The sequence below is a fragment of the Streptomyces sp. NPDC043867 genome (genome assembly GCF_056435845.1).
The window spans coordinates 1-23,716 of the sequence record NZ_JBWKDS010000051.1 but is presented as its reverse complement, the minus strand read 5'-3'; the positions used below and the strand labels follow the sequence as shown (position 1 = coordinate 23,716).

Here is a 23,716-nt window from a genome sequence, read left to right as displayed (position 1 = left end):
GTGCTCGCGGTTCAAGGACAGTTCTTCCGACTGTCCCATTCAGCCTGTTATCGCGCATTTCGCCCGCCGTGATCACGCCCCGCGCCGGACCCGGAGGCGCCTTTCGCCGACCGTGATCATGCGGGAAACGGTGAGAGGAGGGCGACAGCTGCCGGGAATCGGTCGGTTCCGCGCCGCGATGGTGTGATCATGGTGGGTATGACCACAGACAACGTGTTCTTCGACATCGAGATCGGCGGCCAGCCGGCCGGGCGCATCGTCTTCAAGCTGTACGACGACGTCGTGCCCGAGACGGCGCGCAACTTCCGTGAGCTCGCCACCGGCCAGCACGGCTTCGGCTACGAGGGATCGCAGTTCCACCGCATCATTCCGCAGTTCATGCTTCAGGGAGGTGACTTCACCCGGGGTGACGGTACGGGCGGCAAGAGCATCTACGGCAAGACGTTCAACGACGAGAACTTCCAGCTCAAGCACACCAAGCCCGGCCTGCTGAGCATGGCCAACGCGGGCCGGAACACCAACGGCTCGCAGTTCTTCATCACCACCATCGTCACCGACTGGCTCGACGGCAAGCACGTCGTCTTCGGTGAGGTGGTCGAGGGCTTCGACCTCGTGAAGAAGATCGAGGGCCACGGCTCCTCCAGCGGCACCCCCAACACGACGGTCAAGATCGCCAAGTCCGGGACCGTCTGAGCCCTCCCCGCCGGTCCGCCGCTTCGGCAGGCGGACCGACGGACTCGGACTCCACGCTCCGGACCCGCGAAGACGCCCCCTGTCGGTTTCCCACCGGCGGGGGGCGCGCGCGTTCGGCGGGGCGCGTCATGTCCGGCGGGGCGCGTCATGTCCGGCGGGGCGCGCCCTCCGGAAAACTGACGGACAGTCAGGCGAGGGTCGTACGTGGTCGCTGATGACCAACGGTGTCGGCGAGGGTGCGAGAGCCGTACCCATAGGGTGACCCCCATGTCTGCCACGTTGAGTTCCACGAAAACGCGCGCCGCGCTCCGTACCTCGGCACGCGCCTCCGCCGAGTTCCTGCTGGTCCTCGTCATGGCGGCGGTGGTGCTCTGGTTGCTGGGCCGCATGTGGTCGGTCGTCTGGCCCCTCATAGTCGGCCTCTTCATCACGACCCTGACCTGGCCCCTGACCCGTTTCCTGCGCAGCCGCGGCTTGCGCCCCGCTCTCGCCGCGTCGGTCGTCACCGTCCTGTTCCTCGTGGTCGCCGCGGGCACCGTCGCGCTGATCGCGGTGCCGGTGGCGTCCCAGTCCGGCGATCTGACGGACGGGGTGGTCGACGGCGTGGAGAAGCTGCGGGAATGGGCCGCGGGGCCGCCGCTGAACATCGGCGACGACCAGATCAACGGTGCTTCCGACGCCGCGGTGGAGCGCATCCGCAACAGTGCGGGAAGCATGGTCACGGCCGTCTTCACCGGGCTGAGCACCGTGGTCAACGGTGTGGTGACCGCCGTCCTGGCCGTCTTCCTCATGTTCTTCTTCCTGAAGGACGGCCCGCGGTTCCTGCCCTGGCTGACCCGCCAGCTGCCCGGCCGGCTCGCCACCGACGTCCCGACCGTGGCCGCCCGCGCCTGGGACACCCTGGGGGCGTTCGTGCGGTCGCAGGCGCTCGTCGGTCTGCTGGACGCGGTCCTCATCGGCATCGGACTCTGGATACTGGGCGTGCCGCTGGTGCTTCCGCTGGCGGTGCTGACCTTCGTCTCCGCGTTCGTGCCGATCGTGGGCGCACTGTTCGCCGGTTTCGTGGCGGTGCTCATCGCGCTGGTGTCCAACGGCCTGACGGACGCGCTGATCGTGCTGGCGATCATCGTCGTGGTGCAGCAGCTCGAGGGCAATGTGTTCCAGCCCATCATCCAGAGTCGCGGGCTCGGTCTGCACGCCGCGGTGGTCCTGCTCGCCGTCACCCTGGGCGGCAGCCTGGCCGGCGTCGTCGGCAGCCTCCTCGCCGTTCCGGTCGCCGCGCTGATCGCCGTGGTCTGGAACTACGTGCGCGAGCAACTCTCCGACGCACCGCGGGAACCCGGGGCCGACGATGCGCAGGACGACGTGGTCGTCGCGTCGTAGGAGTCGGACGCGGGCGGCTGCCGGGACGCTACACGCGACAACCGCGGGGGTAGTTTTGAACACGTTCAAGTGAGGGCGTACTGTCCTGCCATGAGCGACAGAGCCGCCCTGCTGAAGGGCATCCGTACATGGCTGGCCGTCTTCGTCGTCTGCCTGGTGCTGAGCGGCGCCACGGCCTTCCCCCTGGTGCACGAACTGCGCTGGACCGAGGACCTGTTGCGGGCGCTGTCCGTTCCCGAGCACCTTCCGGGGCTGATGGACTGGATCGAGCGGGTACGCCAAGGGCTCGACGCCGCCGACGCCGAGTACCCCTTCGTCCTGTACGGCACCGACTGGCTGGCCTTCGCGCACCTCGTCATCGCGGTCGCCTTCTACGGGCCCTACCGCGACCCCGTGCGCAACATCTGGGTCGTCGAGTTCGGGATGATCGCCTGCGCGGGGATCGTCCCCCTCGCGCTGATCTGCGGGCCGGTCCGGGGGATCCCCTTCTGGTGGACGCTCATCGACATCTCGTTCGGGGTCTTCGGGGTGATCCCGCTGTACGCCGTGCGCAGGAGGATCAAGCGGCTGGAGGCTCTCACGCCGCCGCAGCGGCCCGGGACTTCGGCCGTCGCCGTCTGACACGGTCGCGTTGCCGTACCACGCTCACGGTCGCGTTGCCGTACCCGCTCACGGCCGGGCGGACGGAGCCTCGCCCGGACGCCGGCAGTGCACGAAGAGGTGCGGTTCGGGGGTGGCCTCGGGGTGCGCGGGGGTGAACATCAGGCTCTCCTCCGTCAGCACCTCCAGGCCCGCCTCCTCGACCATGGCGCTGAAGTCCGAAGCGGCGAAGCTGGTCGCCCGTACGGGCTGCCCCATGAACACGACCTCCAGGTCCTCCACGTCCACCGGCACGGTTGCGAGTACCAGGTCGCCGCCGGGCCTCAAGGCCCGCGTCAGCCGCCGCACCAGCGCGGACTGCTCGCGGCGGGACATCTGCAACAGCGCGAAGTACACGCAGACCGCGTCGAACGACGCTTCGTCGAGCGGCACTTCGCGGATGTCCGCGCACCGGAACGCGGCGCGCGGCACCTGACGGGTGGCGATGTCCACCATGACCGGGGAGACGTCGACGCCCAGCACGTCGTGGCCCGCCGCGGCCAGCGTCCAGGCGGTGGGCCGGCCGGTACCGCTCCCCACGTCCAGCACGCGGCTGCCGGAACGCAGTCGGGCAAGCAGCCGCTCCAGCGACACCCGGTGCGGCTCCGATCCGGCGAACGCCCTCTCGTAGTCGGCTCCCAACGCGTCGAAGACCGCAGCCGCCCGCGGCTCCCGCTGTTCGTCGGTCACGATGCGCCCTCCGGTTCGCGGTGTGCTGGTGCCGTGCATCCTCGCACCGCGGCAGGCGGCTCACAACGGATGCCGTGCGAAGCCGTTCCGCCTCCTACCGTTCATGCACGCGTTGGCGGGGCTGCGCGTCAAGGCCCGCTGTGGTGCACCGGACAGAAAACCGCTGGCACCCGGCCCGGGACGCTGCTGGGATGGCGCGATGCACTACGAGGCGTCAGCGGTCGTGGACCGGGGGCAGTACCAGGACGCGGTGACTCCCTGGGAGCAGGGGGCCTGGCGGACGGCGGCCCTCGACTGGGTGGGGGACGAACTCGCCGCACGCGGTCTGCGGACCGACGGGCACCTGCGGGTGCGGCTGCGGCCTTGGTCCGTGCTGGTGCGGGTGCCCGTCGCGGGGCACGACGCCGTCTGGTTCAAGGCGAGTCCGCCGGCCGGCGCCTTCGAGGGCGGGCTGACGGCGGCACTGGCCGAGTGGGTCCCGGACCACGTGCTGCGGCCTCTGGCCGTCGACGGTGAGCGCGGCTGGTCACTGCTGCCCGACGGAGGAGAACTGTTCAGGGAGGTGCTCGACCGGGAGGGGGCCGGCCTCCCGGCGTGGGAGGAGTTCCTGCGCCAGTACGCGGTCATGCAGCGCGCGCTCGTCCGGCGCACCGGACAGCTCGAACGGCTGGGCGTGCCCAGCGCGCGCACCACGGATCTGCCCGAGGTCTTCGGCCGGCTCGTCGCGACGAACCCCGCGCTGCGGCCGGACGAGCGCCGTCGGCTCGACGGACTTCACCCGCGCCTCGCCGAGTGGTGCGCGGAACTCGCGGCGGCCGGGGTCGCCGACTCCCTCGACCACGCGGACCTGCACGACGGCCAGTTGTTCACCCCGGAACGGGGACGGTTCATCGTCTTCGACTGGGGCGACGCCGCCGTCTCCCACCCCTTCTGCAGTCTGCCCGTCGCCGTCCGAAGCGCCTGCGCACGGTACGGGCCTGAAGTGCTGCCGCGGCTTCGCGACGCCTACCTGGAGCCCTGGACGGGCGCGGGCCGGACGGCGGCCGACCTGCGGCGGGCCCTGCGTACGGCGTGGCGGCTGAGCGCTCTCGGGCGCGCCTGCTCCTACACCCGTCTGTTCCCCGCCCCGGCCGGTGCTCCCGGCCTCCCCGGCGCTGCCGAGAGTGCCCACTGGCTGCTGGAAGTCCTCAGCGAGCCACCGCTGTAGGCGCCGACGGTTGCTGCCCGGGGCCGTGGCGTCACCGTGTGAGGCCTCCCCGCGCGGGTAGCAGGGCGCTACAGATCCCGTGAGGCCGCAGTCCGGGCGGCCGAGAAAGAGGTGCCGCATGTCCGCATCCCTGGTGGAAACCGTCGACATCGAAGCCCCCGTGGCCGTCACCTGGGCGCTCTGGAGCGACGTGACCAGGTGGCCCGCCTTCCTCAGCCACGTACGCATCGTGGAACCGCTCGACGAACGGCGCTTCGCCTGGCAGCTGTCGTTGCCGGGAGCGGACAAGAACTTCGTCGCCGAGCTCACCGAGGTGATCCCCGAGGAGCGGATCGCCTGGCGGACCACGAACGGCGTCCACCACGCGGGCGTCGTCACCTTCCACCGGCTCGGCGACACGTCGAGCAGGGTGACCCTGCAGATCGAGTACGACCCGAAGGGCTTCGTGGAGCACATCGGAGCGCTCACCAATCTGGACTCGGCGCTCGCGAACTACGACCTCGGGGAGTTCCAGAAGCTCGCCGAGACCGCAGCCGCGAGCTGACGTCAGCGCTTCGCCGTCAGCGTCCTCAGCGCGATGTTGAGTGCGAGGACGTTGACCCGCGGCTCCCCCATGAAGCCCAGGGTGCGGCCCTCGGTGTGCTCGTCGACCAACTGCCGTACCCGGGCGGCGGAGAGGTCGTTCCGCTCGGCGACGCGGCGCACCTGGAGTCGGGCGTAGTCCGGCGAGATGTCCGGGTCCAGGCCCGAACCGGAGGACGTCACCGCGTCGGCGGGCACGTCGCTGGGCTCGACCGGGTGGCCGGGCACCGAGTTGTCCTCGACGACGGCCTTCTTGGCGGCCGTCACCCAGTCGATCAGCTCCTTGTTGTCGCCGGCGCGGTTGGTGGCGCCGGACAGGATCAGCCGGTACCGCGTGTTGACGGTGTTGGTGCCGAGCCCGTTCCGCGGGCGGCCCTGGAACCACTTCAGGTCGGGCTCCGGCACCTCCTCGCCCTTCTTCGGCGGCAGGTCGTAGGCCTGGCCGATGAGGGAGGAGCCGACGACCTTGCCGTCCGCCCTGGTCTCCGAGCCGTTCGCGCGGCCGGGGAACAGTCCTTGGGCGACGCCCGTCAGTGCGAGCGGATAGAGGACCCCCGTCATGACGCTGAGCACCAGGAGGGCCCGCAGGGAGGCCCACAGCAGACGGGCGGAGTGGGTGACGGAGTTGTTCATGACGATCAGCCGATTCCTGGAATGAGGGAGACGAGCAGGTCGATGAGCTTGATGCCGGCGAAGGGCGCGACCAGCCCGCCCAGACCGTAGATGCCGAGGTTGCGCCGCAGCAGTCTGTCGGCGCTCAGCGGCCGGTACCGCACACCCCGCAGCGCGAGCGGGACGAGCGCGATGATGATCAGCGCGTTGAACACGACCGCGGACAGGATCGCGGAGTCGGGCGAGGACAGCCGCATGATGTTCAGCCGGTCCAGGCCGGGGTGCACCACCGCGAACAGCGCCGGGATGATCGCGAAGTACTTCGCCACGTCGTTGGCGATGGAGAACGTCGTCAACGCGCCCCTGGTGATGAGGAGTTGCTTGCCGATCCCGACGATCTCGATGAGCTTGGTCGGGTCGGAGTCCAGGTCCACCATGTTCCCGGCCTCCTTGGCGGCGGAGGTGCCGGTGTTCATGGCCACGCCGACGTCGGCCTGGGCGAGCGCGGGCGCGTCGTTCGTGCCGTCGCCGGTCATCGCGACGAGCTTGCCGCCCGCCTGCTCCCGTTTGATGAGCGCCATCTTGTCCTCGGGAGTCGCCTCGGCGAGGAAGTCGTCGACGCCCGCCTCGTCCGCGATCGCCCTGGCCGTCAACGGGTTGTCCCCCGTGATCATGACGGTCCTGATCCCCATGCGGCGCAGTTCGTCGAAGCGCTCGCGCATGCCTTCCTTGACGACGTCCTTGAGATGGACGACGCCCAGCACCCGGGCACCGTGCGCGTCCTCGACGGCGACGATCAGCGGTGTGCCGCCCGCCTCGGCGATCGCGTCGGCCAGCTTTTCGGCGTCGCCGGTCGCCTCTCCCCCGCGTTCGCGGACCCAGGCGAGGACCGAACCGGCCGCGCCCTTGCGGACCTTGCGTCCGTCGACGTCCACGCCCGACATGCGGGTCTGCGCGGTGAACTCGATCCATTCGGCGTGGCCCAGTTCCCCCTGGTGGCGCGCCCGCAGCCCGTACCGCTCCTTCGCCAGTACGACGACGGAGCGACCCTCGGGCGTCTCGTCGGCCAGTGAGGAGAGCTGGGCGGCGTCGGCGAGCAGCGCCTCGGTGACGCCGTTCACCGGCACGAACTCCGACGCCCGGCGGTTGCCCAGTGTGATGGTGCCGGTCTTGTCCAGCAGCAGCGTCGACACGTCACCGGCCGCCTCGACGGCACGGCCCGACATCGCGAGGACGTTCCGCTGGACCAGCCGGTCCATGCCCGCGATGCCGATCGCGGACAGCAGCGCGCCGATGGTCGTCGGGATCAGACAGACCAGCAGGGCCACCAGCACGACCATCGTGAGGTGCGTGCCGGCGTGGTCGGCGAGCGGCGGCAGGGTCGCCACCGCGAGCAGGAAGACGACGGTGAGCGAGGCGAGCAGGATGTTCAGCGCGATCTCGTTGGGTGTCTTCTGCCGCGCCGCCCCCTCGACCAGGCTGATCATCCGGTCGATGAAGGTCTCCCCGGGCTTCGTCGTGATCCTGACGACGATCCGGTCGGACAGCACCCGGGTCCCGCCGGTGACGGCACTGCGGTCGCCGCCGGACTCGCGGATGACCGGCGCGGACTCCCCCGTGATCGCAGACTCGTCCACGGACGCCACGCCCTCGACGACGTCACCGTCGCCGGGGACGACGTCGCCCGCCTCGCACACGACCAGGTCGCCGACGCGCAGCGCCGTACCGGGGACGGACTCCTCCGTCGGACCGTTCAGCCGCCTGGCCACCGTGTCAGTCTTCGCCCTGCGCAGCGTGTCGGCCTGCGCCTTGCCGCGGCCCTCGGCGACCGCCTCCGCCAGGTTGGCGAAGACCACGGTCAGCCAGAGCCAGGCGCTGATCGTCCAGCCGAACCAGTCCCCCGGGTTCTGGAAGGAGAACACCGTGGTGAGCACCGAGCCGACCAGGACCACGAACATCACGGGCGACGTCACCATCACGCGCGGGTCGAGCTTGCGGAAGGCGTCCGGCAGTGACCTGAGCAGTTGTCGGGGGTCGAACAGGCCGGCGCCGACACGTCGTCCGTCCTGGTGGCCGGCCGGCACGTCGCTGTGCGGCGCCCGGGCCGGGGTGGCTGTGGACATCGCGTCCTCTTGGTGCTCGGTACGGGTGTTGTCGGTGAGGTTCCCGGTACGGGTCTTGTCCGTGCGGGTGTTCATGACGCCAGCCCCTCGGCCAGCGGGCCCAACGCGAGGGCCGGGAAGTAGGTCAGGCCGGTGATGATGAGGATCGCGCCGACCAGAAGGCCCGTGAACAGCGGTTTCTCGGTGCGCAGGGTGCCCGCCGTCGCCGGGACCGGCTGTTGCTCGGCGAGTGAACCGGCGAGGGCGAGGACGAACACCATCGGCAGGAAGCGCCCGAGGAGCATGGCCAGGCCGATCGTGGTGTTGAACCACTGCGTGTCCGCGTTCAGACCGGCGAAGGCCGAGCCGTTGTTGTTGGCGCCCGAGGTGTAGGCGTACAGGATCTCGGAGAAGCCGTGCGCGCCCGAGTTGGTCATCGAGTCGCCGGGGGTCGGCAGGGCCATGGCGGCGGCGGTGAATCCCAGCACCAGCGCCGGGGTGACGAGGATGTAGCAGGCCGCGAACTTGATCTGGCGGGTGCCGATCTTCCTGCCGAGGTACTCGGGTGTACGGCCCACCATGAGGCCCGCGATGAACACCGCGATGACCGCCATGACCAGCATGCCGTACAGGCCCGAGCCGGTGCCGCCGGGCGCGATCTCGCCGAGCTGCATGCCCAGCATGGTGATGCCGCCGCCGAGCCCGGTGAACGAGGAGTGGAAGGAGTCCACCGCGCCCGTCGAGGTCAGCGTCGTGGACACCGCGAAGATCGACGAGGCGCCGACCCCGATGCGGGTCTCCTTGCCCTCCATCGCGCCGCCGGCGAGGTCGAACGCCGGTCCGTGGTGCTGGAATTCGGTCCACATCATCAGCGCGGTGAAGCCCGCCCAGATGGTGGCCATCGTCGCGAGGATCGCGTAGCCCTGCCGGACCGATCCCACCATGACGCCGAAGGTGCGGGTCAGCGCGACCGGAATCACCAGCAGCAGGAAGACCTCGAAGAGGTTGGTGAACGGGGTCGGGTTCTCGAAGGGGTGGGCGGAGTTGGCGTTGAAGTAGCCGCCGCCGTTCGTCCCGAGTTCCTTGATGGCCTCCTGCGAGGCGACCGCACCGCCATTCCACTGCTGCGAGCCGCCCGTGAACTGCCCGACCTCGTGGATGCCGGAGAAGTTCTGGATGACCCCGCACGCCACCAGCACGAGCGCGGCGATCACCGCACCGGGCAACAGGATGCGTACGACACCCCGCACCAGATCGGACCAGAAGTTGCCGAGCTCACCGGTACGGGAGCGCCGGGTGAAACCGCGCACGAGGGCAACGGCGACCGCGATGCCGACGGCCGCGGAGACGAAGTTCTGCACGGCCAGGCCGGCCGTCTGCACGACGTGCCCCATGGCCTGTTCACCGTAGTAGGACTGCCAGTTGGTGTTCGTGACGAAGGACGCGGCGGTGTTGAAGGCCTGGTCCGGGTCGATGGACCGGAAGCCGAGGGAGCCGGGCAGATGTCCCTGGACCCGCTGCAGCAGATACAGGAGGAGCACGCCGACCACGGAGAAGGCCAGTACGCCGCGCAGGTACGCGGGCCAGCGCATCTCGGTGTCCGGGTCGGCGCCGATGGCTTTGTAGATCCACTTCTCGACGCGCAGGTGCCGGTCGGAGGAGTACACCTGGGCCATGTAGGCGCCGAGGGGGATGTGGACGAGCGCAAGTGCCGCTGTCAGGGCGAGCAGTTGGAGCACGCCGGCGAGGACGGGACTCATGGTGCTTCTCAGAACCTCTCGGGGAATATCAGCGCGAGGACGAGATAGCCCAGCAGGGCGACGGCCACGACGAGGCCGACGACGTTCTCGGCGGTCACAGCTTGGTCACCCCCTTGGCGACGAGAGCCACCAGCGCGAACACCGCGAGCGTGGTGACGACGAAGACCAGATCGGCCATCGCGAGCTCCTGAGTGAGGTTCGGATCGGACGGACAGGTGCAGCAAACCGCCTCGGTGACCGGAACCGGACGCCGTTGACGCCTCCCTTACGGCACCCGGTCCGTCCTTGACGGATCTCTTACGCCAGCGTCCGTTCGTGAGCGTGTCCAGCACGACCCGTCGACATCGTGGGCGTGACCATGGCGGCGCTGGGCACCCGGGGGCCGAAGGCGGAGCGGCGAGCAGACCGAAGGGGGAGGACGTGTTGCTGTCCCACACGATCGAGGGCGGGGTTCTGGTGATCAGGCTGCGCTCCGATTCGGACACCGACGAACGCGCGGCACTCGCGCTGGCCATCAGCGATCTCGTGCACACCTACCGGCAGTACCCGGTGGTGATCACGCTCGACGGCCAGGCGGCCACGAGCGCCGCCGTCAGCGCCGTCATCAGGGCCCATCACATGTGCAATCACCTCGGCGTCGTCATGTCCGTCGCCACCGACAGCGCACCGGCGCGGCGCCTGCTGGAGGCGAACGCCGACACCGGCGGCACCCGGATGGTCATCCACGCGCGCGTCGACACGGCCATCACGGCGGCGTTCGCCGCGGCCGCCTGACCGGGGTTCCGGCAGCGGCGTCCGAGTCGGCGCCCCGGTGTCAGTCCGTCAGCCACACCGCCGTGTCGGACGGGAGGTGGCCGTCCTCCAGGGGGCCGCTGGCCAGGAGCACGGCGCCGTGGGCGGGAAGGTCCGCCGGCTCCGCGGAGAAGTTGACGACGCAGCGGAAACCGGGGTCGCGACGGAAGTCGAGCAGTCCGTCGTCGGGGGCACTCCGCCAGGAGAGCGTCCCGTCTCCCAGGGCGGGCTCCGCGCGGCGGACGCGCAGCGCCTCGCGGTACAGCTCCAGCATGGAGGACGGGTCTCCCTCCTCGGCAGCGACGGTCAGCGCCTTCCACGCCTCCGGCTGCGGGAGCCACGTCCCCCTACCCCCGGCTTCGGGTCCGAAGCCGAACGGCGGGGTGTCCCCGCTCCACGGCAGGGGGACACGGCAGCCGTCGCGGCCCCGGTCGGTGTGCCCGGAGCGGAGCCAGGTGGGGTCCTGGAGCAGTTCCTCGGGGAGGTCCTCGACCTCCCACAGGCCCAGTTCCTCGCCCTGGTAGAGGTAGGCGCTGCCGGGCAGGGCGAGGGTGAGCAGTGCGGCGGCGCGGGCGCGCTTCGTGCCCAGGTCCAGGTCCGCGGGGTCCGTGAGGTCGGACAGCGAACGCAGCGGCCCGTCCGGCTGGGGGCGCGCGTAGCGGGACACGTGCCGGGCCACGTCGTGGTTGGAGAGCACCCAGGTGGCGGGGGCTGCGACCTGGCCCAGTGTGTCCAGGGACCGGTCGATCACGTGTCGCAGTCGCTCCGGGCGCCACGGCGTCATCAGGTAGTCGAAGTTGAAGGCGGTGTGGAGTTCGTCGGGGCGCACGTAGCGGGCCAGCCGTTCGGGTGCGCCCGTCCACGCCTCGGCGACGAAGACGCGGGGCTCGGCGTAGCTGTCGGCGACGGCCCGCCAGCCCTGGAAGATCGCGTGCACCTCCTCGCGGTCCCAGTGCGGGTGGTCCTCACGGCGGGCGCCTTCGAGCAGCTTGCCGTCCAGTGAGCCGAGGTCGGGCAGGCCGGGAGCCTTGACCAGGCCGTGGGCGACATCGATGCGCACTCCGTCCACGCCCCGGTCGAACCAGAAGCGCAGCACCGACTCGAACTCGGCGCGGACCTCCGGGTTGTCCCAGTTCAGGTCGGGCTGCTCGGGGGCGAACAGGTGCAGGTACCACGGGCCGGGCGAGCCGTCGGGCTCGGTGATCCGCGTCCAGGCGGACCCGCCGAACACGCTGCGCCAGTCGTTGGGCGGCTCCTCGCCCTCCGCACCGCGGCCGGGGCGGAAGATGTACCGCTCCCGGGCAGCGGAGCCGGGCCCTTCGGCCAGCGCCTGGCGGAACCAGGCGTGGGCGGTGGAGGTGTGGTTGGGCACGATGTCGATGATCAGGCGCAGACCGTGCCCGTGCACCTCGTCGAGCAGGGCCTGCGCGTCGTCGAGCGTGCCGAAGAGCGGGTCGATGTCCCGGTAGTCGGCGACGTCGTACCCTCCGTCGGCCATCGGGGACGGATACCAGGGAGTGATCCACAAAGCGTCGACGCCCAGTCCGGCGAGGTGGGGCAGACGCTGTCGCAGTCCGGCGATGTCACCGGTCCCGTCGCCGTTCCCGTCGGCGAAACTGCGCAGGTACACCTGGTAGATGACGGCGTCGCGCCACCAGGAGGTGCGGGTACGGGCTGAGTCCACCGGCTTCTCCCTGTGCTGAGCTGTGCGTACGGGGCCTGGTCGTGCCGTGCCCTCGGACCCCCGGCCCGGCCCGGGCGGCCGCCGGGAGCCTTCGGTCACTCCAGGAGACTTCCCGGCGGGCACGGTGTCAGTCGGTCGCGACCCTTTCGGGGTCGTCCGCGGAGGTACCGAGGCGCAGCCACCGGTACCCGTAGGCGGGCAGTTCCACCCTGAGCAGCCCGTCCTCGGCCACCGTGAGCCCCTTGTGCCCCTCGTCGAGGAGGTCGGTCAGCCTGTCCCCGGGGCCGGCCTCGGGCAGCCTCAGTCCTACGGTGGCCGGCTCGCCCGCGAAGTTGTGCACGGCCAGGACCTTCCCGTCGGTGGTGCAGCCGAGGTGCGCCAGGACGGCGCGCTCCCCCGTCTCCACGAGGGTGTAGTCCCCCCAGGCCAGCTCGGGAGCTTCCCGGTAGCGCTCGGCGAACAGCCGGATGCGGCTCAGCAGCGAGCCGGGGTCGCGGCTCTGCTCGTACACGTTCACCTTCTGCGGTCCGAACGCGCCCTCGACGAGCGGATTGGGGAAGGCGTCCTGTTCGGCGGTGGAGAAACCGGCGCCGGTCTCCGGTGTCCATTGCATGGGCGTCCGTACGGCCTGGCGTCCTTCGGCGGCCAGGTTCTCGCCCATGCCGATCTCCTCGCCGTAGAACAGCACGGGAGTGCCGGGCAGGGTGAACAGCAGGCTGTAGGCGAGTTCGACGCGTCGGCGGTCGCCGTCGACCATCGGCGGGAGCCTGCGGCGCAGACCGCGGTCGTACAGCTGCATGTCCTTGTCGGGGCCGAAGGCCGCGAAGACCTCTGCGCGTTCGTCGTCGCTCAGCTTGTCGAGGGTGAGTTCGTCGTGGTTGCGCACGAACGTGGCCCACTGGGCGTCGCGCGGGGCGGCGGGGCGGCCCCCCAGCGCGGCGGCCAGCGGGCCCGCGTCCTCGCGGGCCATCGACAGGTACATCTGCTGCATCCCGACGAAGTCGAAGCACATGGTGAGTTCGTCGCCGCGGTCGGAGGCCGGGTCGCCGAAGAAGCGGGTGAGCCCGTCGTACGGCAGATTGACCTCACCCAGCAGCACGGACTCACCGTTGCGGCGGCCGAGGAAGGCGCGCAGGTCGGCGAGGTACTCGTGCGGGTCGGGCAGCTTCCCGGCGTCGTCCTGCCCGTCCGTCTCCAGCAGGAAGGGCACGGCGTCGACGCGGAAGCCGGACAGGCCGAGCTGCGTCCAGAACCCCATGACGCGGGCTATCTCGTCGCGCACCGCAGGGTTGGCGACGTTGAGGTCGGGCTGCTGCTTGTAGAAGCGGTGCAGGTAGTACTGGCCGCTGCCTTCGTCGTACTCCCACAGGCTGTCCTCCGCGTCGGGGAAGACCACACCCTCAGGACCGTCCTCGGGGGGCTCGTCCTGCCAGACGTACCAGTCGCGGTGCGCGGAGTCCCGGCTGGAGCGGGCGTCCTTGAACCAGGGGTGGTCCTCGGAGGTGTGGTTGACGACGAGGTCGGCGATGACACGGATGCCCCGGTCGCGCGCGGTGCGGACGAACTCGGTGAAGTCGCCGAGGGTGCCGAGGCGGGGGTCGACACCGTAGAAGTCCGTGATGTCGTAGCCGTCGTCGCGCTCCCGCGTCGGGTAGAAGGGCATCAGCCAGACGCAGGTCACGCCGAGGCGCACCAGGTGGTCGATGCGCTGGGTGAGACCCGCGAAGTCGCCGATCCCGTCCCCGTTGCCGTCCTGGTACGTCTCGACGTCCAGGCAGTAGACCACCGCGTTCTTCCACCACAGGTCGGACGTGCGGGTCAGACGCATCGGTACTCCTTCGCGGTGGCGGGAAGGGGGCGGGTGACGTCGAGCCGCGGCAGCACCTCGGCCGCGAACGCGTCGATGAAGGGGCCCTGTTCGCGGCCCACGTGGTGCAGCATCACGGTGTCGAAGCCGAGTTCGGCGTACTCCTGGAGCCAGGCGGTGTGCCGGCCGAGGTCGGACGAGACGTTGACCGTGCGGGCGACCTGCTCGGGGGTGACGTGCTCACTGACGATGTCGAAGAGTTCCGGGGAGTCCAGGTCCCAACTGACCGGCGGCGCGTGGACGTTGCTGCGCCACTGGTCGTGCGCCAGGGCGAGGGCCTCGTCCTCGTCGGGCGCCCAGCTCAGGTGCACCTGGAGGTGCAGGGGGCCGCGGCCGCCGGCGTCGCGGTACGCGCCGGTGATCTCCCGCAGCTTCTCCCGTGGCGCGTTGACGGTGATCAGGCCGTCCGCCCATTCGGCGCACCAGGCCGCGGTGGCGGTGCTGCACGCGGCGCCGATCAGCGGCGGCACGGCGGGCGGCCGGGTCCACAGCCGGGCCCGGTCCACGCTCACCAGACCGTCGTGGCTGACTTCCTCCCCGTGCAGCAGGGCGCGGATGACGTCGACGCACTCCCGCAGCCGTGCGTTGCGGATGTCCTTGCGGGGCCAGCCGGTGCCCGTGATGTGCTCGTTGGAGGCCTCACCGCTGCCTAGCGCCACCCAGAACCTGCCCGGGTACATCGACGCGAGGCTGGCGACGGCCTGGGCGATGATCGCCGGGTGGTAGCGCTGGCCGGGGGCGTTCACCACGCCGAACGGCATCTGTTCGGTGGCCTGGAGGGCGGCGCCGAGCCACGACCAGGCGAATCCGGACTCACCCTGGCGGATGCTCCACGGCGAGAAGTGGTCCGAGCACATGGCGGCGGTGAATCCCGCCCGTTCGGCGTGCACCACGGCGTCGAGCAGATCCGCGGGCGGGATCTGTTCGTGCGAGGCGTGCAGTCCATAAACAGTCATGCCGAGCGGGTACCCCCGGGATCGCCGCTCAGCGGGACCGAGGAGCCGGTCCGCGACAAGTCCGTTGCCGCACAGGGGATTTGCGCCGAGAGACGCGGCGCGGATGTGGTGTGTGGTCCCGTCCGTTCGAGGCTGTGCGGGTGGGCCCTACCGGATGAGGAACTCCAGCTCGGGCCGGTCCCAGGCCACGGCGGGCGGGTTCGCGGGCACGGTCCCGGTGCGCAGCGCGCCCACCGCGTGGTAGAAGCCCTCGGCGGGGGGATGGGACACCACGCGCACACGGTCGAGCCCGGCCGAGCGGGCCTCGGACCGCATGTGTTCGACGAGCAGTCGCCCGATGCCGCGCCCCTGTGCACCGTCGGCGACGAACAGCAGGTCGAGTTCCGGCGGAGCGACGACGAGCGAGTAGAACCCGAGTACGGGGCCCGCGGCGTCGTCGGCGCCGACCGCCACGAAGACGCGGTGCGCCTCGATGTAGTCGGGTCCGACACGGTAGTCCGCGACCATCGCCGCGTACTGCCCTTCGTAGGCGCGCGAGCCGCGCACGAGCCGCGTGAGCCGCTTGGCGTCCCGGGCTACGGCTCGCCGTATCACGGTCGCGCCGTTCCTGGACGTAATGCTCGGGTTCATGAGGCGAGTATTACGCACCAGGAGGAACCCGCGCATCAGGGGTACGGGGCGCCCGCGGGCGCCCGCCGCCGCGGGCTCCGCCTGGTGAAGTCGGGCGATGTACGGGCCGCCTCTGCCCACGGATGTCTGGTGGCGGCGGCCCGGGCGCGTGGAGTCGCGTCGCGCCTCGGGCGTGTGTCGAGTCTTCAGGCGCGGTCGGTGCCGAACGGTCCCCCCGCGCCGAAGGCCCGGGCGGCGAAGCGCTCACCGATGCGGCGGCGGGTGGCTGCGTCGGGGCGGAGCCGGCCCGGCAACGGCAGTTCGGCGAAGTCCGCCTCGCCGTAGAGGTCGCGTCCGTCCAGGCGGTACAGGTGCGCGTCGTCCGTCGCCCGTTGTTTCACGACTCGGGCCAGCTCGTCCCGGATGACGTTCAGGGTCAGTTTGTTGCTGGGTGAGTCTTGTGGGCTGCGGCTGTTTCCTGCCGTTTCCTACTACTTACCGGCAGTTCTGATGGCGGGGGTCGGCACCGGCGGCGTCAGGTCCAGTTCCGCAGCAGGGTGTCGAGGGAGTCGAGGATCCGTGACCAGGACTCCTCCGAGTCGGGGCTGCTGTGGCTGAACCCTCCCCCCGCCTCCAGGCTGACGTAGCCGTGGAAGACGCTGCCCAGCAGCCGGACCGCGTGCGTCCGGTCCACGTCCGTCAGGTCGTAGCCGCGCAGGACCGCCCACATCATCTGCGCGTGCCTGACGCCGGCACTGGCGGCGGCGGTCTCCGCGTCGAGCCTCAGTTGGGCGGCGGCGTAGCGGCCGGGGTGCTCACGGGCGTAGTCGCGGTAGACGTTCGCGAACGCGCGAAGGGCGTCCTTCCCGGCTCGGCCGGCCAGGGCGGCGGCGCCCCGGTCTGCGAGTTCCTCCAGGGCCAGCAGGGCGATCCTGGTCTTCAGATCCTGCGAGTTCCTCACGTGGGAGTACAGGCTCGCGACCTTGACGTCGAACCGCCTGGCGAGCTCCGAGACGGTCACCTGGTCGAACCCGACCTCGTCGGCCAGTTCGGCTCCCGCCCGGGTCAGCCGTTCCGTGGTCAGTCCGACGCGCACCATGCCGCCCCCTCCCTTTTCGCGCCCATCATGCAGCTACCTAAGACTCTTAGGCAAATCGCATCGCCCTTAAGGAGGCGCTGACGGACCGACAGATCCGCAGCCTTCCCTCCAGCGCGCGGCACTTGATGAAGCAGCCCTTCCGAGGTCGACGATCGGCGTGCCCCGTAAGCGAGTTGCAGCCGATTGCCAGTTACCGGTTTGCCGATGGAAGGGCCGGATAACCGAGCGGTATGGCTGGAACGAGCAACAAGACGACGAACGGACAGTCGCCGACGGCGAACGCGCGAGCGGCGAAGAGCACCGTGACCGAAGGAGCCTCGGCACCGGCGAAGGAGGCACAGCAGTCTGCCACCGAGACGGCCAGGGGCGCTGGGGAAGCAGCCGGCGCCGCGGGCCGCGGCAGCAAGGAAAAGCTGGTGGGCATCGGTGGTGCGGCGTCGGAGAAGGCCAGGGAGGCGGCCAAGACGGTGCAGGGCACCGTCACGTCCGCCGCCCAGCAGACGGCCGGCAAGGCCGGTCTGGCCTGGACCCTTCTGAAGGCCAGGAAGGTCGTGGCGGCCGCCGCGGGCGCGGGGACCGCAACCGTGGTCCTCTGCTCCTACACCGTGGGTCGGCGTGCCGGCCTGCGGCAGCGGGGACCGCTCTCCCGCCTCACCGGCGGTCGTCTCTGACCCAGCAGGACACCACGCAGGTGGTTCTGTTCCCGGGCCCGCCGGAGCTCTCCGCTCCGGCGGGCCCGGCCGCTTGCCGCCCGGCCGCCGGACGCCCGCCTCCGCGGCGGAGCGCTGCCCATTCAAAGTCTTCCGCGCGAGACATGCATGTCTGGCGCGGCCCGGGGTAAGCGCGGGTCGTCGGCCCACAGGGGGCACATGGGGGGCCGATTCGTTAGGGAGGGCATCACAATGACGGCTATGACGGCTAGCAGGACCGACGCGGGTATGGCTGGGCTGCCGGAGATCGCGGACCCGCAGAAGGTCGCACCCAGAGACGCGCGGGAGCTTTCACGGCAGTTCTTCGACCAGCTCGCCGTGCTCGAAGAGGGCACCGCAGATTACCAGTATGTCCGTAACACGCTGATAGAGATGAACATGTCTCTTGTCCGCTACGCGGCCGGCCGCTTCCGCAGCCGCGGCGAACAGGAGATGGAGGACATCGTTCAGGTCGGCATGATCGGCCTGATCAAGGCCATCGACCGGTTCGAGCTGACGCGCGAAGTCGAGTTCACCTCCTTCGCCGTTCCTTACATCGTCGGTGAGATGAAGCGGTTCTTCCGCGACACCAGCTGGGCCGTGCATGTCCCTCGCCGCCTGCAGGAGGCGCGCGTACAGCTGGCCAAGGCCACCGAGGAGCTGCGCAGCCGGCTGGGCCGCACTCCCACGGTGAAGGAACTCTCCGAGCTGATGTGCCTGCCGGAGGAGGAGGTCATCGAGGCGCGACTGGCGGCCAACGGCTACAACTCCGCTTCCCTGGACGCCGCCATCGGCGGCAACGAGGACGGCGAGACGGCGCTGGCTGACTTCATCGGCACCCAGGACGCCTCCCTGGAGCTGGTGGAGGACTTCCACGCACTCGCCCCGATGATCGCCGAGCTCGACGAGCGGGACCGGCAGATCATCCACATGCGGTTCGTCGAGGAGCTGACCCAGTCGCAGATCGGCGAGCGCCTCGGCGTCTCCCAGATGCACGTGTCGCGGCTGCTCTCCCGCACGCTGACCCACCTGCGTGAGGGCATGCTCTCCACACGCTGAGCCGGGTGACTCACTCAACCGGATCTACCGCGGCACTCATGCTGCCGAAGGAGCCCGCCACCGAAACCGGTGGCGGGCTCCTTCGTTTCCCGCAGCGCTCCGACCTCGCCACACCTCACGGCGCCTCCCGGCGGGTGCCGGCCTCGGCCCGCAGCTGCTGCCGCATGGACGCCCATCCCGCCGACGGCCGGCCCGACCAGTTCGACCAGTACGGGTGGTGCAGCACCTGCGCATGCAGCCGGACGAGGTCCCGACGCAGCTGTGCGGTGCGATCGGACCGCGGGCCGGCCAAGGCGCGATAGGTGCGGACGTAGGCCAGATGCAGTTCGACCAGATCGGGCGGGAAGGATCTGCGCGTCATGGACCCTATTAGAGCACGTGTTCGATTGACTGGCCCCGCCGACTCCCCCCCGGGTGGACGTAGATCACTTCGGCCAGGCCACTGGAAGGCCTGGCCCCAGTGGCAGGCGCCGGCGCCCTGGCGGCCCCTGCCGGGCGGCAAGTCCGACAGGCGGGTTGATGCCGCGGACGGGCAGGTCAGTCTCCTGTGGTGTCGTCGTCCGGGCGGTGGACGGTGGTCCAGGTGCGACCGCCGTCCTTGGACTCGTGGACGGCGTCACTGATGTCGGCGGCCAGGAGATGGTTGGGGCTGGCCGCGGTCAGTACGGCGCCCTGCACGCCGCCCGGGAGGCGGCCGCGCTCGGTCCAGGACGTGCCGTCGCTGCCCGCCAGGATGGTGCCGTCGGCGGCCAGCGCGATCAACTGGTCAACTGCGGGCTGCTCCACGGCGGCCAGAACCGGCGCGCCGGGAACCGTCTGGAAGGTGGCACCGCCGTCGGTGCTGCGCACCAATCCGTCGCGGCTGGTCGCCCACATCTTCTGCGGTGTCCCGGCGTGAGCGGCGAGGTCACCGGCCCCGATCTTCGCGCGCCGCTCCCAGGTGGCACCGCCGTCCGTGCTGGCCCAGATCTGCGAGGTCTGACTGTCGAGGCCATAGAGGGTCGGGCCGGCCTGCTGGAGGGAGTGGAAGTCGGCTTCGCCTGCGGCCGAGACGGTGGTCCAGGTCTGTGCGGCGTCGGTGCTGCGGATCAGACCCAGGTGCGGTGAGGTGGCGGTGGGGTCGGTGAGAGAGGGGTGGCCGCTGGCGAGGAAGGTACGCGGGCCGGTGACGGTGAAGCCCATCGTGTCCTGGTAGCGGTCGGCGACGCGTACGGCACCGGTGGGGGTGAGGCGGAAGACGCCGAGGTGCCCGGCGGCGTAGAGGGTGCCGTCGGCCGGGTCGACGCCGAGACCGTGCAGGTGCCCGGTTCCCGCCGCGGCATCGCTCCTCGCGCCGGCCTTGCCCTGCGCGGGCGCGGTGCCGGGACTCGAACAGGCGGTCAGCAGCAGGGCGCCGGTCGCCGCGGCGGCCGCGAACGCGGCTATGCGCAAGCGGATGGTCATGTGTGAAGTCCAGAACGCTTGAAGGGAAAGAAGGGCTGGCCGGCCCGGGTGCGGGCAGCCGCAGGCGGCTGCCCGCACCCAAGGTGTGCTGATGCAGCTCAGCTCTTCCCGAGGAGGGTGTTCATCCGGGCGATCTCCGCGCTCTGGGACTTGATGATCTGACCCGCCATGTCCTTGGCGGGCTGGTATGTGCCGTCGGCCTGTTCGGTCTTGGCCATGGCGACGGCGCCTTCGTGGTGCTTGACCATCATGGTGAGGAAGGCGGTGTCGAACGCCTTGCCCGAGGAGGCTTCCAGCTGCTTCATCTCCTCGGCCGTCATCACCCCGGACATGTCGTGCCCCTCGTGGCCCCCACCCTCGGCCGGGACCTGCTCGCCCCAGGAGGTCAGCCAGCCGGAGAGGGTCTTGATCTCCGGGTCCTGGGCCTTCTTGACCTCGTCGGCCAGCTTCTTCACCTCGGCCGACTCGGTGCGTGTCGCGGCGAGGTCGGCCATCTCGATGGCCTGGCTGTGGTGGGGGATCATCCCCTTGGCGAACGCGGTGTCGGCGGCGTTGTGGTCGCCCTGCTGCGCGGGTGCGGACGCGGACGGGGAGGCGGCGTTGTGCCCGCCGTGAGTGGAGCCGCTGTCATCGCCGCTGCCGCCACAGGCGGCAAGGACGAGGGCGGCGGTTGCGGCCGCGGCCACGGCGGTCGCGCGGCGGATCAGGGAACGCGTGCTGGTCATGGTGCAACTCCTGCTGTGAGGGCACGCCGCGCCTGCGGGCGTGCGGAAATGAGGCAGAGCCGAGGGCTTGTCGGCCCCAAGGGGGCCGGGCATGCCGGGACTGCCCTATATGCGCAGGAGTTGCAGTTCGCTCAATGACGGCGGTGCCCGCCCGCAGGCGGTGGCACCGGGGCGGGTGCCGTGTGCGAGGACCGCCTGGACTTCGGCGTTGCCGGGCAGGACCGCTGGGGAGGGCAGAGCGGGGGCGCCTGCCGTGCCGGTGGCGGCACAGGTCGCATCAGCGTGCTCAGCGTGTCCGCTGCCTGCGCTGCCGGCGGGGTCGTCGGCGTGGACGCACCCGTCTGTGCAGAGCGCGCCGGAGACGGGCAGCCGTTCGTGGCCGACCGCAGGCGCGTGGTGGGAAGCGGCCGCCGCATGCGCGGGAGCGGGGCCCAGGCCGTGCATGGCCACCAGTCCCGCCAGTACGGCCAGGACAAGGAGCAGGTAGGAGCGCAGCCCCGAGGGCTTTTCCGCTCGCACCGCCTGACCGTCCATGTCCGCATCGTAAGGGGCCGACTGCGGGCGGGGTGAGGCGGCCCGGAAAGATCCTCCTTGAGGAATACCCCTGGGGGGTATAACGTTCGGCCCGTCGAAGTCATACCCCTAGGGGGTATGAAGGTTCTGGCTTTGAGGAGCGGTCATGCAAGCCGTCAATCCGCGTCGCTGGTGGGCCCTTGGGGTGCTCGCCGCCGCACAGTTCATGGTCATCATGGATACGTCGATCATCGGCGTGGCGCTGCCCGAGATGCAGCGCGACCTGGGGTTCTCCCAGGGGGATCTGCAGTGGGTGTTCAACGCGTACGTGATTGCCTTCGGCGGACTGCTCCTACTGGGGGGTCGCCTCTCCGACCTGCTGGGCGCCCGCAAGGTGTTCGTGGTCGGCTGGGGCGTCCTGATCGCCGGGTCCGTCGTCGCCGCGGCCGCGCAGACCGGGTGGGTGGAGGTCGCCGGCCGGGCCGTGCAGGGGGTGGGCGGCGCGCTGATCGCCCCCGCCTCGATGACCCTGCTGATGATGCTCTTCGGCCACAGCCCCAAGGAGCTGGGCAAGGCCCTGGCCCTCTACGGCGCGGCCGCTCCGGCCGGCGGCACCGCGGGAGTCTTTCTGGGCGGGGTGTTCACCGAGTGGGCCAGCTGGCCGTGGGTGTTCATCATCTACATCCCGATCGGCATCGCCACCCTGCTCGCCACCGGCCTGCTGCCGGCCGTCGCCGCCCGCCGCGGCGGCGGTGTGGACGTCCTCGGAGCGGCGGCTGTCACCGCAGGGCTCGCACTCACCGTCTTCACCGTGGTCCGCGCTCCCGAAACGGGCTGGGGAGCAGCGCAGACGGTTCTTCAGCTGATCGCAGGCGCCGCCCTTCTGGTGGTGTTCGTCTTCATCCAACGCTCCGCGCGCTCGCCGCTGATGCCGCTCGGTATCTGGCGCACCCCCGGTCTCGGCGTCTCCAACCTTGCGATGGCCTTGCTGGGAGCGGCCTGGATCCCGATGTGGTACTTCCTCAACCTCTACCTCCAGCAGGTCCTGGGCTACGGCGCCTTCGCCTCGGGGGCGGCCCTGCTGCCGATGACCGGCCTGCTGATGCTCTTCATGACCACCGCCAGCGCCCGCCTGCTCGGCCGCTTCGGCCCCAAGCCGCTTATCACCGGCGGCCTGCTCGTCCTGGCCGCGGGCCTGGTGTGGCTCTCGGCCGCCCGTCCCACAGGCAGCTTCCTCGTCGACGTCCTGCCCGCCTCGCTGGTGGCAGCCCTGGGCATGGCGCTCGCCTACATCCCCACCCTGATGGCCGCCATGTCCGCCGCCCCACAAGAGCAGGCCGGCCTCGCCTCGGGCATCGTCAACACCACCTACCAGGTCGGCTCCGCCCTCGGCCTCGCCGCCCTGACCGCACTCGCCACCTCCCAGGGCGCGGGCGCACTCGGTGACCTGACCGCCCTCACCGACGGGTTCAGCGCAGCCTTCCTCGCCGCCGCCGGCATCGCCGCCGCGGGCGCCCTGGCCACCCTCACCCTCATGCGCGGCAAGCCGCAGAGCCCGACGGCCGAAACCGCCACCACCGAGGGGGCCGCACAGCCTCAGCACACCGGCAACTGATCGGAAGGAGAGCGAGAGGACCAGCCGATACCCATCGGCGGGCACTTCTCTCCTCTCGCTCTCCTTCTGGATGACGGCACGCAGCGGGCACCGAGGCAAGGGCGAAGGCCCCTTCGCCCCTGGTGCACCCGGAGTCAACGTCCGCGTCTCATGCGCTCGTCCTTGGGTGACGGGCACCTGCCGTACCGCCCGCCGGTCTCTTACGCCCTCGACGCTCCCTCGGGAACGTGACCGGGAGGGGCGGTGCCTCAGAGGCCCGATGAAGGATAAAGAACCCCTTGCGTATACCCCAGGGGGGTATACAGTGGTGATGTGAGCCCGCGGGTGCGGGGTCACACTGGACGGGATTGGGGATGACGGTCATGGACCACAGCGCACACCACACCGGCACCGCGCACGACCACGCCGCCGCGCACCAGGCGCACGCAGGTCACGCCGGGCACCAGATGGGCGGGGTGACGTGGGGGGCCGCAGCGAAGGCGACGCTGCACTGCCTGACCGGATGCGCCATCGGCGAGATCCTCGGCATGGTCATCGGCACCGCCCTGATGTGGGGCAACGTACCCACCATGATCCTGGCCATCGCGCTGGCGTTCGTCTTCGGCTACTCCTTCACCCTGTTCGCGGTCCGCAAGGCCGGCCTGGACTTCAAGACCGCCGTGAAGGTCGCGCTGGCCGCCGACACCGTCTCGATCGCGGTGATGGAACTCGTCGACAACGGCATCATCGCCCTGGTCCCCGGCGCCATGGACGCCCACCTGTCGGACACGCTGTTCTGGACGGCGCTGCTGGGCGGGTTCGCTGTCGCCTTCGTGATCACGACGCCGGTGAACAAGTGGATGATCGGCCGCGGAAAGGGCCACGCCGTCGTCCACGCCTACCACTGATCAGCCGCTGCGTCCCGGGGGGGGGGGGGGGGGGGGGGGGGGGGGGGGGGGGGGGGGGGGGGGGGGGGGGGGGGGGGGGGGGGGGGGGGGGGGGGGGGGGGGGGGGGGGG

Annotated in this window: 24 protein-coding genes and 1 pseudogene; 10 read left to right on the top strand and 15 right to left on the bottom strand. The window is 70.6% G+C overall.

Translation table 11 applies throughout. From position 1 onward, the window contains the following. Positions 1–198: 198 nt before the first annotated feature. The 3 genes from AC069T_RS34100 to AC069T_RS34090 all read left to right on the top strand — a co-directional run bounded on the left by AC069T_RS34100 (position 199) and on the right by AC069T_RS34090 (position 2,697). On the top strand, positions 199–693 hold the full coding sequence (locus AC069T_RS34100) for a peptidylprolyl isomerase (RefSeq protein ID WP_478786429.1): 495 nt from the start codon (positions 199–201) through the stop codon (positions 691–693). A gap of 267 nt (positions 694–960) precedes the next feature. Beyond that, positions 961–2,076, top strand: coding sequence for an AI-2E family transporter (locus AC069T_RS34095; RefSeq protein WP_478786428.1), 1,116 nt, complete (start codon positions 961–963; stop codon positions 2,074–2,076). Positions 2,077–2,166: 90 nt separating this feature from the next. Beyond that, positions 2,167–2,697 (top strand): hypothetical protein, encoded by a 531-nt coding sequence (locus tag AC069T_RS34090; protein WP_478786427.1) that lies wholly within the window; start codon positions 2,167–2,169, stop codon positions 2,695–2,697. A 48-nt stretch (positions 2,698–2,745) separates the two neighbouring features. Here the strand turns inward: AC069T_RS34090 and AC069T_RS34085 are convergent, their stop codons facing one another. Continuing rightward, complete coding sequence (locus tag AC069T_RS34085; RefSeq protein ID WP_478786426.1) at positions 2,746–3,444, bottom strand: class I SAM-dependent methyltransferase; 699 nt, start codon at positions 3,442–3,444, stop codon at positions 2,746–2,748. Between the two features lie 160 nt (positions 3,445–3,604). On the opposite strand from AC069T_RS34085, the gene AC069T_RS34080 reads away from it, so the two are divergent. Next, complete coding sequence (locus AC069T_RS34080; RefSeq protein WP_478786425.1) at positions 3,605–4,612, top strand: phosphotransferase; 1,008 nt, start codon at positions 3,605–3,607, stop codon at positions 4,610–4,612. A gap of 118 nt (positions 4,613–4,730) precedes the next feature. Further along, on the top strand, positions 4,731–5,156 hold the full coding sequence (locus tag AC069T_RS34075) for an SRPBCC family protein (RefSeq protein WP_478786424.1): 426 nt from the start codon (positions 4,731–4,733) through the stop codon (positions 5,154–5,156). 2 nt (positions 5,157–5,158) lie between these two features. Here AC069T_RS34075 and AC069T_RS34070 read toward each other — a convergent pair whose 3' ends face one another. From AC069T_RS34070 to kdpF, 4 genes are all read right to left on the bottom strand, one after another. Then, entirely contained in the window at positions 5,159–5,827 is a 669-nt protein-coding gene (locus AC069T_RS34070; RefSeq protein ID WP_478786423.1) for a potassium-transporting ATPase subunit C, read from the bottom strand. Between the two features lie 5 nt (positions 5,828–5,832). Continuing rightward, positions 5,833–7,929, bottom strand: coding sequence for a potassium-transporting ATPase subunit KdpB (kdpB, locus tag AC069T_RS34065; protein ID WP_478786457.1), 2,097 nt, complete (start codon positions 7,927–7,929; stop codon positions 5,833–5,835). Between the two features lie 71 nt (positions 7,930–8,000). Continuing rightward, the gene (kdpA, locus tag AC069T_RS34060; protein WP_478786422.1) at positions 8,001–9,668 is read right to left on the bottom strand and encodes a potassium-transporting ATPase subunit KdpA; all 1,668 of its coding nucleotides are present in this window, start codon (positions 9,666–9,668) and stop codon (positions 8,001–8,003) included. Positions 9,669–9,676: 8 nt separating this feature from the next. Further along, positions 9,677–9,766: a K(+)-transporting ATPase subunit F gene (gene kdpF, locus AC069T_RS34055; RefSeq protein ID WP_009326374.1), complete on the bottom strand. Its 90-nt coding sequence runs from the start codon at positions 9,764–9,766 to the stop codon at positions 9,677–9,679. A 322-nt stretch (positions 9,767–10,088) separates the two neighbouring features. On the opposite strand from kdpF, the gene AC069T_RS34050 reads away from it, so the two are divergent. After that, positions 10,089–10,442: a hypothetical protein gene (locus tag AC069T_RS34050; protein ID WP_478786421.1), complete on the top strand. Its 354-nt coding sequence runs from the start codon at positions 10,089–10,091 to the stop codon at positions 10,440–10,442. A 40-nt stretch (positions 10,443–10,482) separates the two neighbouring features. Here the strand turns inward: AC069T_RS34050 and AC069T_RS34045 are convergent, their stop codons facing one another. The 6 genes and pseudogenes from AC069T_RS34045 to AC069T_RS34020 all read right to left on the bottom strand — a co-directional run bounded on the left by AC069T_RS34045 (position 10,483) and on the right by AC069T_RS34020 (position 16,675). Further along, positions 10,483–12,144 (bottom strand): glycoside hydrolase family 13 protein, encoded by a 1,662-nt coding sequence (locus tag AC069T_RS34045; protein ID WP_478786420.1) that lies wholly within the window; start codon positions 12,142–12,144, stop codon positions 10,483–10,485. Positions 12,145–12,271: 127 nt separating this feature from the next. Further along, positions 12,272–13,972: an alpha-amylase family protein gene (locus tag AC069T_RS34040; protein ID WP_478786419.1), complete on the bottom strand. Its 1,701-nt coding sequence runs from the start codon at positions 13,970–13,972 to the stop codon at positions 12,272–12,274. Further along, positions 13,963–14,967, bottom strand: coding sequence for a TIGR03885 family FMN-dependent LLM class oxidoreductase (locus AC069T_RS34035; protein WP_478786418.1), 1,005 nt, complete (start codon positions 14,965–14,967; stop codon positions 13,963–13,965). Before AC069T_RS34035 ends, AC069T_RS34040 begins: the two co-directional genes overlap by 10 nt. 147 nt (positions 14,968–15,114) lie before the next feature. After that, complete coding sequence (locus tag AC069T_RS34030) at positions 15,115–15,597, bottom strand: GNAT family N-acetyltransferase (RefSeq protein ID WP_478786417.1); 483 nt, start codon at positions 15,595–15,597, stop codon at positions 15,115–15,117. A 185-nt stretch (positions 15,598–15,782) separates the two neighbouring features. Next, positions 15,783–16,022 (bottom strand): annotated as a pseudogene (locus AC069T_RS34025) (lipase); the annotation flags it as partial. Between the two features lie 89 nt (positions 16,023–16,111). After that, a complete protein-coding gene (locus tag AC069T_RS34020; RefSeq protein ID WP_478786416.1) occupies positions 16,112–16,675 on the bottom strand; it encodes a TetR/AcrR family transcriptional regulator in 564 nt (187 codons plus the stop codon). A 230-nt stretch (positions 16,676–16,905) separates the two neighbouring features. Here AC069T_RS34020 and AC069T_RS34015 point away from each other — a divergent pair, with 230 nt between their 5' ends. Together AC069T_RS34015 and AC069T_RS34010 are read left to right on the top strand one after the other, a co-directional pair. Continuing rightward, the gene (locus AC069T_RS34015) at positions 16,906–17,346 is read left to right on the top strand and encodes a hypothetical protein (RefSeq protein ID WP_478786415.1); all 441 of its coding nucleotides are present in this window, start codon (positions 16,906–16,908) and stop codon (positions 17,344–17,346) included. A 231-nt stretch (positions 17,347–17,577) separates the two neighbouring features. Continuing rightward, on the top strand, positions 17,578–18,423 hold the full coding sequence (locus AC069T_RS34010; protein ID WP_478786414.1) for an RNA polymerase sigma factor SigF: 846 nt from the start codon (positions 17,578–17,580) through the stop codon (positions 18,421–18,423). 115 nt (positions 18,424–18,538) lie between these two features. Here the strand turns inward: AC069T_RS34010 and AC069T_RS34005 are convergent, their stop codons facing one another. The 4 genes from AC069T_RS34005 to AC069T_RS33990 all read right to left on the bottom strand — a co-directional run bounded on the left by AC069T_RS34005 (position 18,539) and on the right by AC069T_RS33990 (position 21,125). Further along, on the bottom strand, positions 18,539–18,784 hold the full coding sequence (locus tag AC069T_RS34005) for a hypothetical protein (protein WP_476750484.1): 246 nt from the start codon (positions 18,782–18,784) through the stop codon (positions 18,539–18,541). 176 nt (positions 18,785–18,960) lie between these two features. Next, positions 18,961–19,866: a F510_1955 family glycosylhydrolase gene (locus tag AC069T_RS34000; RefSeq protein ID WP_478786413.1), complete on the bottom strand. Its 906-nt coding sequence runs from the start codon at positions 19,864–19,866 to the stop codon at positions 18,961–18,963. Positions 19,867–19,964: 98 nt separating this feature from the next. Beyond that, positions 19,965–20,591 carry a DUF305 domain-containing protein gene (locus AC069T_RS33995; protein ID WP_478786412.1) on the bottom strand — a complete coding sequence of 209 codons (627 nt, stop codon included), beginning with the start codon at positions 20,589–20,591 and terminating at the stop codon, positions 19,965–19,967. Positions 20,592–20,696: 105 nt separating this feature from the next. After that, entirely contained in the window at positions 20,697–21,125 is a 429-nt protein-coding gene (locus AC069T_RS33990) for a DUF6153 family protein (RefSeq protein ID WP_478786411.1), read from the bottom strand. A gap of 145 nt (positions 21,126–21,270) precedes the next feature. Between AC069T_RS33990 and AC069T_RS33985 the strand changes: the two genes are divergently transcribed. Continuing rightward, positions 21,271–22,719: an MFS transporter gene (locus AC069T_RS33985; RefSeq protein ID WP_478786410.1), complete on the top strand. Its 1,449-nt coding sequence runs from the start codon at positions 21,271–21,273 to the stop codon at positions 22,717–22,719. A 362-nt stretch (positions 22,720–23,081) separates the two neighbouring features. Beyond that, positions 23,082–23,606, top strand: coding sequence for a DUF4396 domain-containing protein (locus AC069T_RS33980; RefSeq protein ID WP_478786409.1), 525 nt, complete (start codon positions 23,082–23,084; stop codon positions 23,604–23,606). Positions 23,607–23,716 lie beyond the last annotated feature (110 nt).

What these genes read in the sequence shown, in the direction of transcription:
- AC069T_RS34030 (WP_478786417.1), bottom strand. Translation starts at nt 15,597, where the DNA reads ATGAACCCGAGCATTACGTCCAGGAACGGCGCGACCGTGATACGGCGA.
- AC069T_RS34005 (WP_476750484.1), bottom strand. Translation starts at nt 18,784, where the DNA reads ATGACGCGCAGATCCTTCCCGCCCGATCTGGTCGAACTGCATCTGGCC.
- AC069T_RS33995 (WP_478786412.1), bottom strand. Translation starts at nt 20,591, where the DNA reads ATGACCAGCACGCGTTCCCTGATCCGCCGCGCGACCGCCGTGGCCGCG.
- AC069T_RS34040 (WP_478786419.1), bottom strand. Translation starts at nt 13,972, where the DNA reads ATGCGTCTGACCCGCACGTCCGACCTGTGGTGGAAGAACGCGGTGGTC.
- AC069T_RS34070 (WP_478786423.1), bottom strand. Translation starts at nt 5,827, where the DNA reads ATGAACAACTCCGTCACCCACTCCGCCCGTCTGCTGTGGGCCTCCCTG.
- AC069T_RS34075 (WP_478786424.1), top strand. Translation starts at nt 4,731, where the DNA reads ATGTCCGCATCCCTGGTGGAAACCGTCGACATCGAAGCCCCCGTGGCC.
- AC069T_RS34020 (WP_478786416.1), bottom strand. Translation starts at nt 16,675, where the DNA reads ATGGTGCGCGTCGGACTGACCACGGAACGGCTGACCCGGGCGGGAGCC.
- AC069T_RS33985 (WP_478786410.1), top strand. Translation starts at nt 21,271, where the DNA reads ATGCAAGCCGTCAATCCGCGTCGCTGGTGGGCCCTTGGGGTGCTCGCC.
- AC069T_RS34000 (WP_478786413.1), bottom strand. Translation starts at nt 19,866, where the DNA reads ATGACCATCCGCTTGCGCATAGCCGCGTTCGCGGCCGCCGCGGCGACC.
- AC069T_RS34035 (WP_478786418.1), bottom strand. Translation starts at nt 14,967, where the DNA reads ATGACTGTTTATGGACTGCACGCCTCGCACGAACAGATCCCGCCCGCG.
- AC069T_RS34100 (WP_478786429.1), top strand. Translation starts at nt 199, where the DNA reads ATGACCACAGACAACGTGTTCTTCGACATCGAGATCGGCGGCCAGCCG.
- kdpA (WP_478786422.1), bottom strand. Translation starts at nt 9,668, where the DNA reads ATGAGTCCCGTCCTCGCCGGCGTGCTCCAACTGCTCGCCCTGACAGCG.
- kdpB (WP_478786457.1), bottom strand. Translation starts at nt 7,929, where the DNA reads ATGTCCACAGCCACCCCGGCCCGGGCGCCGCACAGCGACGTGCCGGCC.
- AC069T_RS34010 (WP_478786414.1), top strand. Translation starts at nt 17,578, where the DNA reads ATGACGGCTATGACGGCTAGCAGGACCGACGCGGGTATGGCTGGGCTG.
- AC069T_RS34095 (WP_478786428.1), top strand. Translation starts at nt 961, where the DNA reads ATGTCTGCCACGTTGAGTTCCACGAAAACGCGCGCCGCGCTCCGTACC.
- AC069T_RS33980 (WP_478786409.1), top strand. Translation starts at nt 23,082, where the DNA reads ATGGACCACAGCGCACACCACACCGGCACCGCGCACGACCACGCCGCC.
- AC069T_RS34085 (WP_478786426.1), bottom strand. Translation starts at nt 3,444, where the DNA reads ATGCACGGCACCAGCACACCGCGAACCGGAGGGCGCATCGTGACCGAC.
- AC069T_RS34080 (WP_478786425.1), top strand. Translation starts at nt 3,605, where the DNA reads ATGCACTACGAGGCGTCAGCGGTCGTGGACCGGGGGCAGTACCAGGAC.
- AC069T_RS34090 (WP_478786427.1), top strand. Translation starts at nt 2,167, where the DNA reads ATGAGCGACAGAGCCGCCCTGCTGAAGGGCATCCGTACATGGCTGGCC.
- AC069T_RS34015 (WP_478786415.1), top strand. Translation starts at nt 16,906, where the DNA reads ATGGCTGGAACGAGCAACAAGACGACGAACGGACAGTCGCCGACGGCG.
- AC069T_RS33990 (WP_478786411.1), bottom strand. Translation starts at nt 21,125, where the DNA reads ATGGACGGTCAGGCGGTGCGAGCGGAAAAGCCCTCGGGGCTGCGCTCC.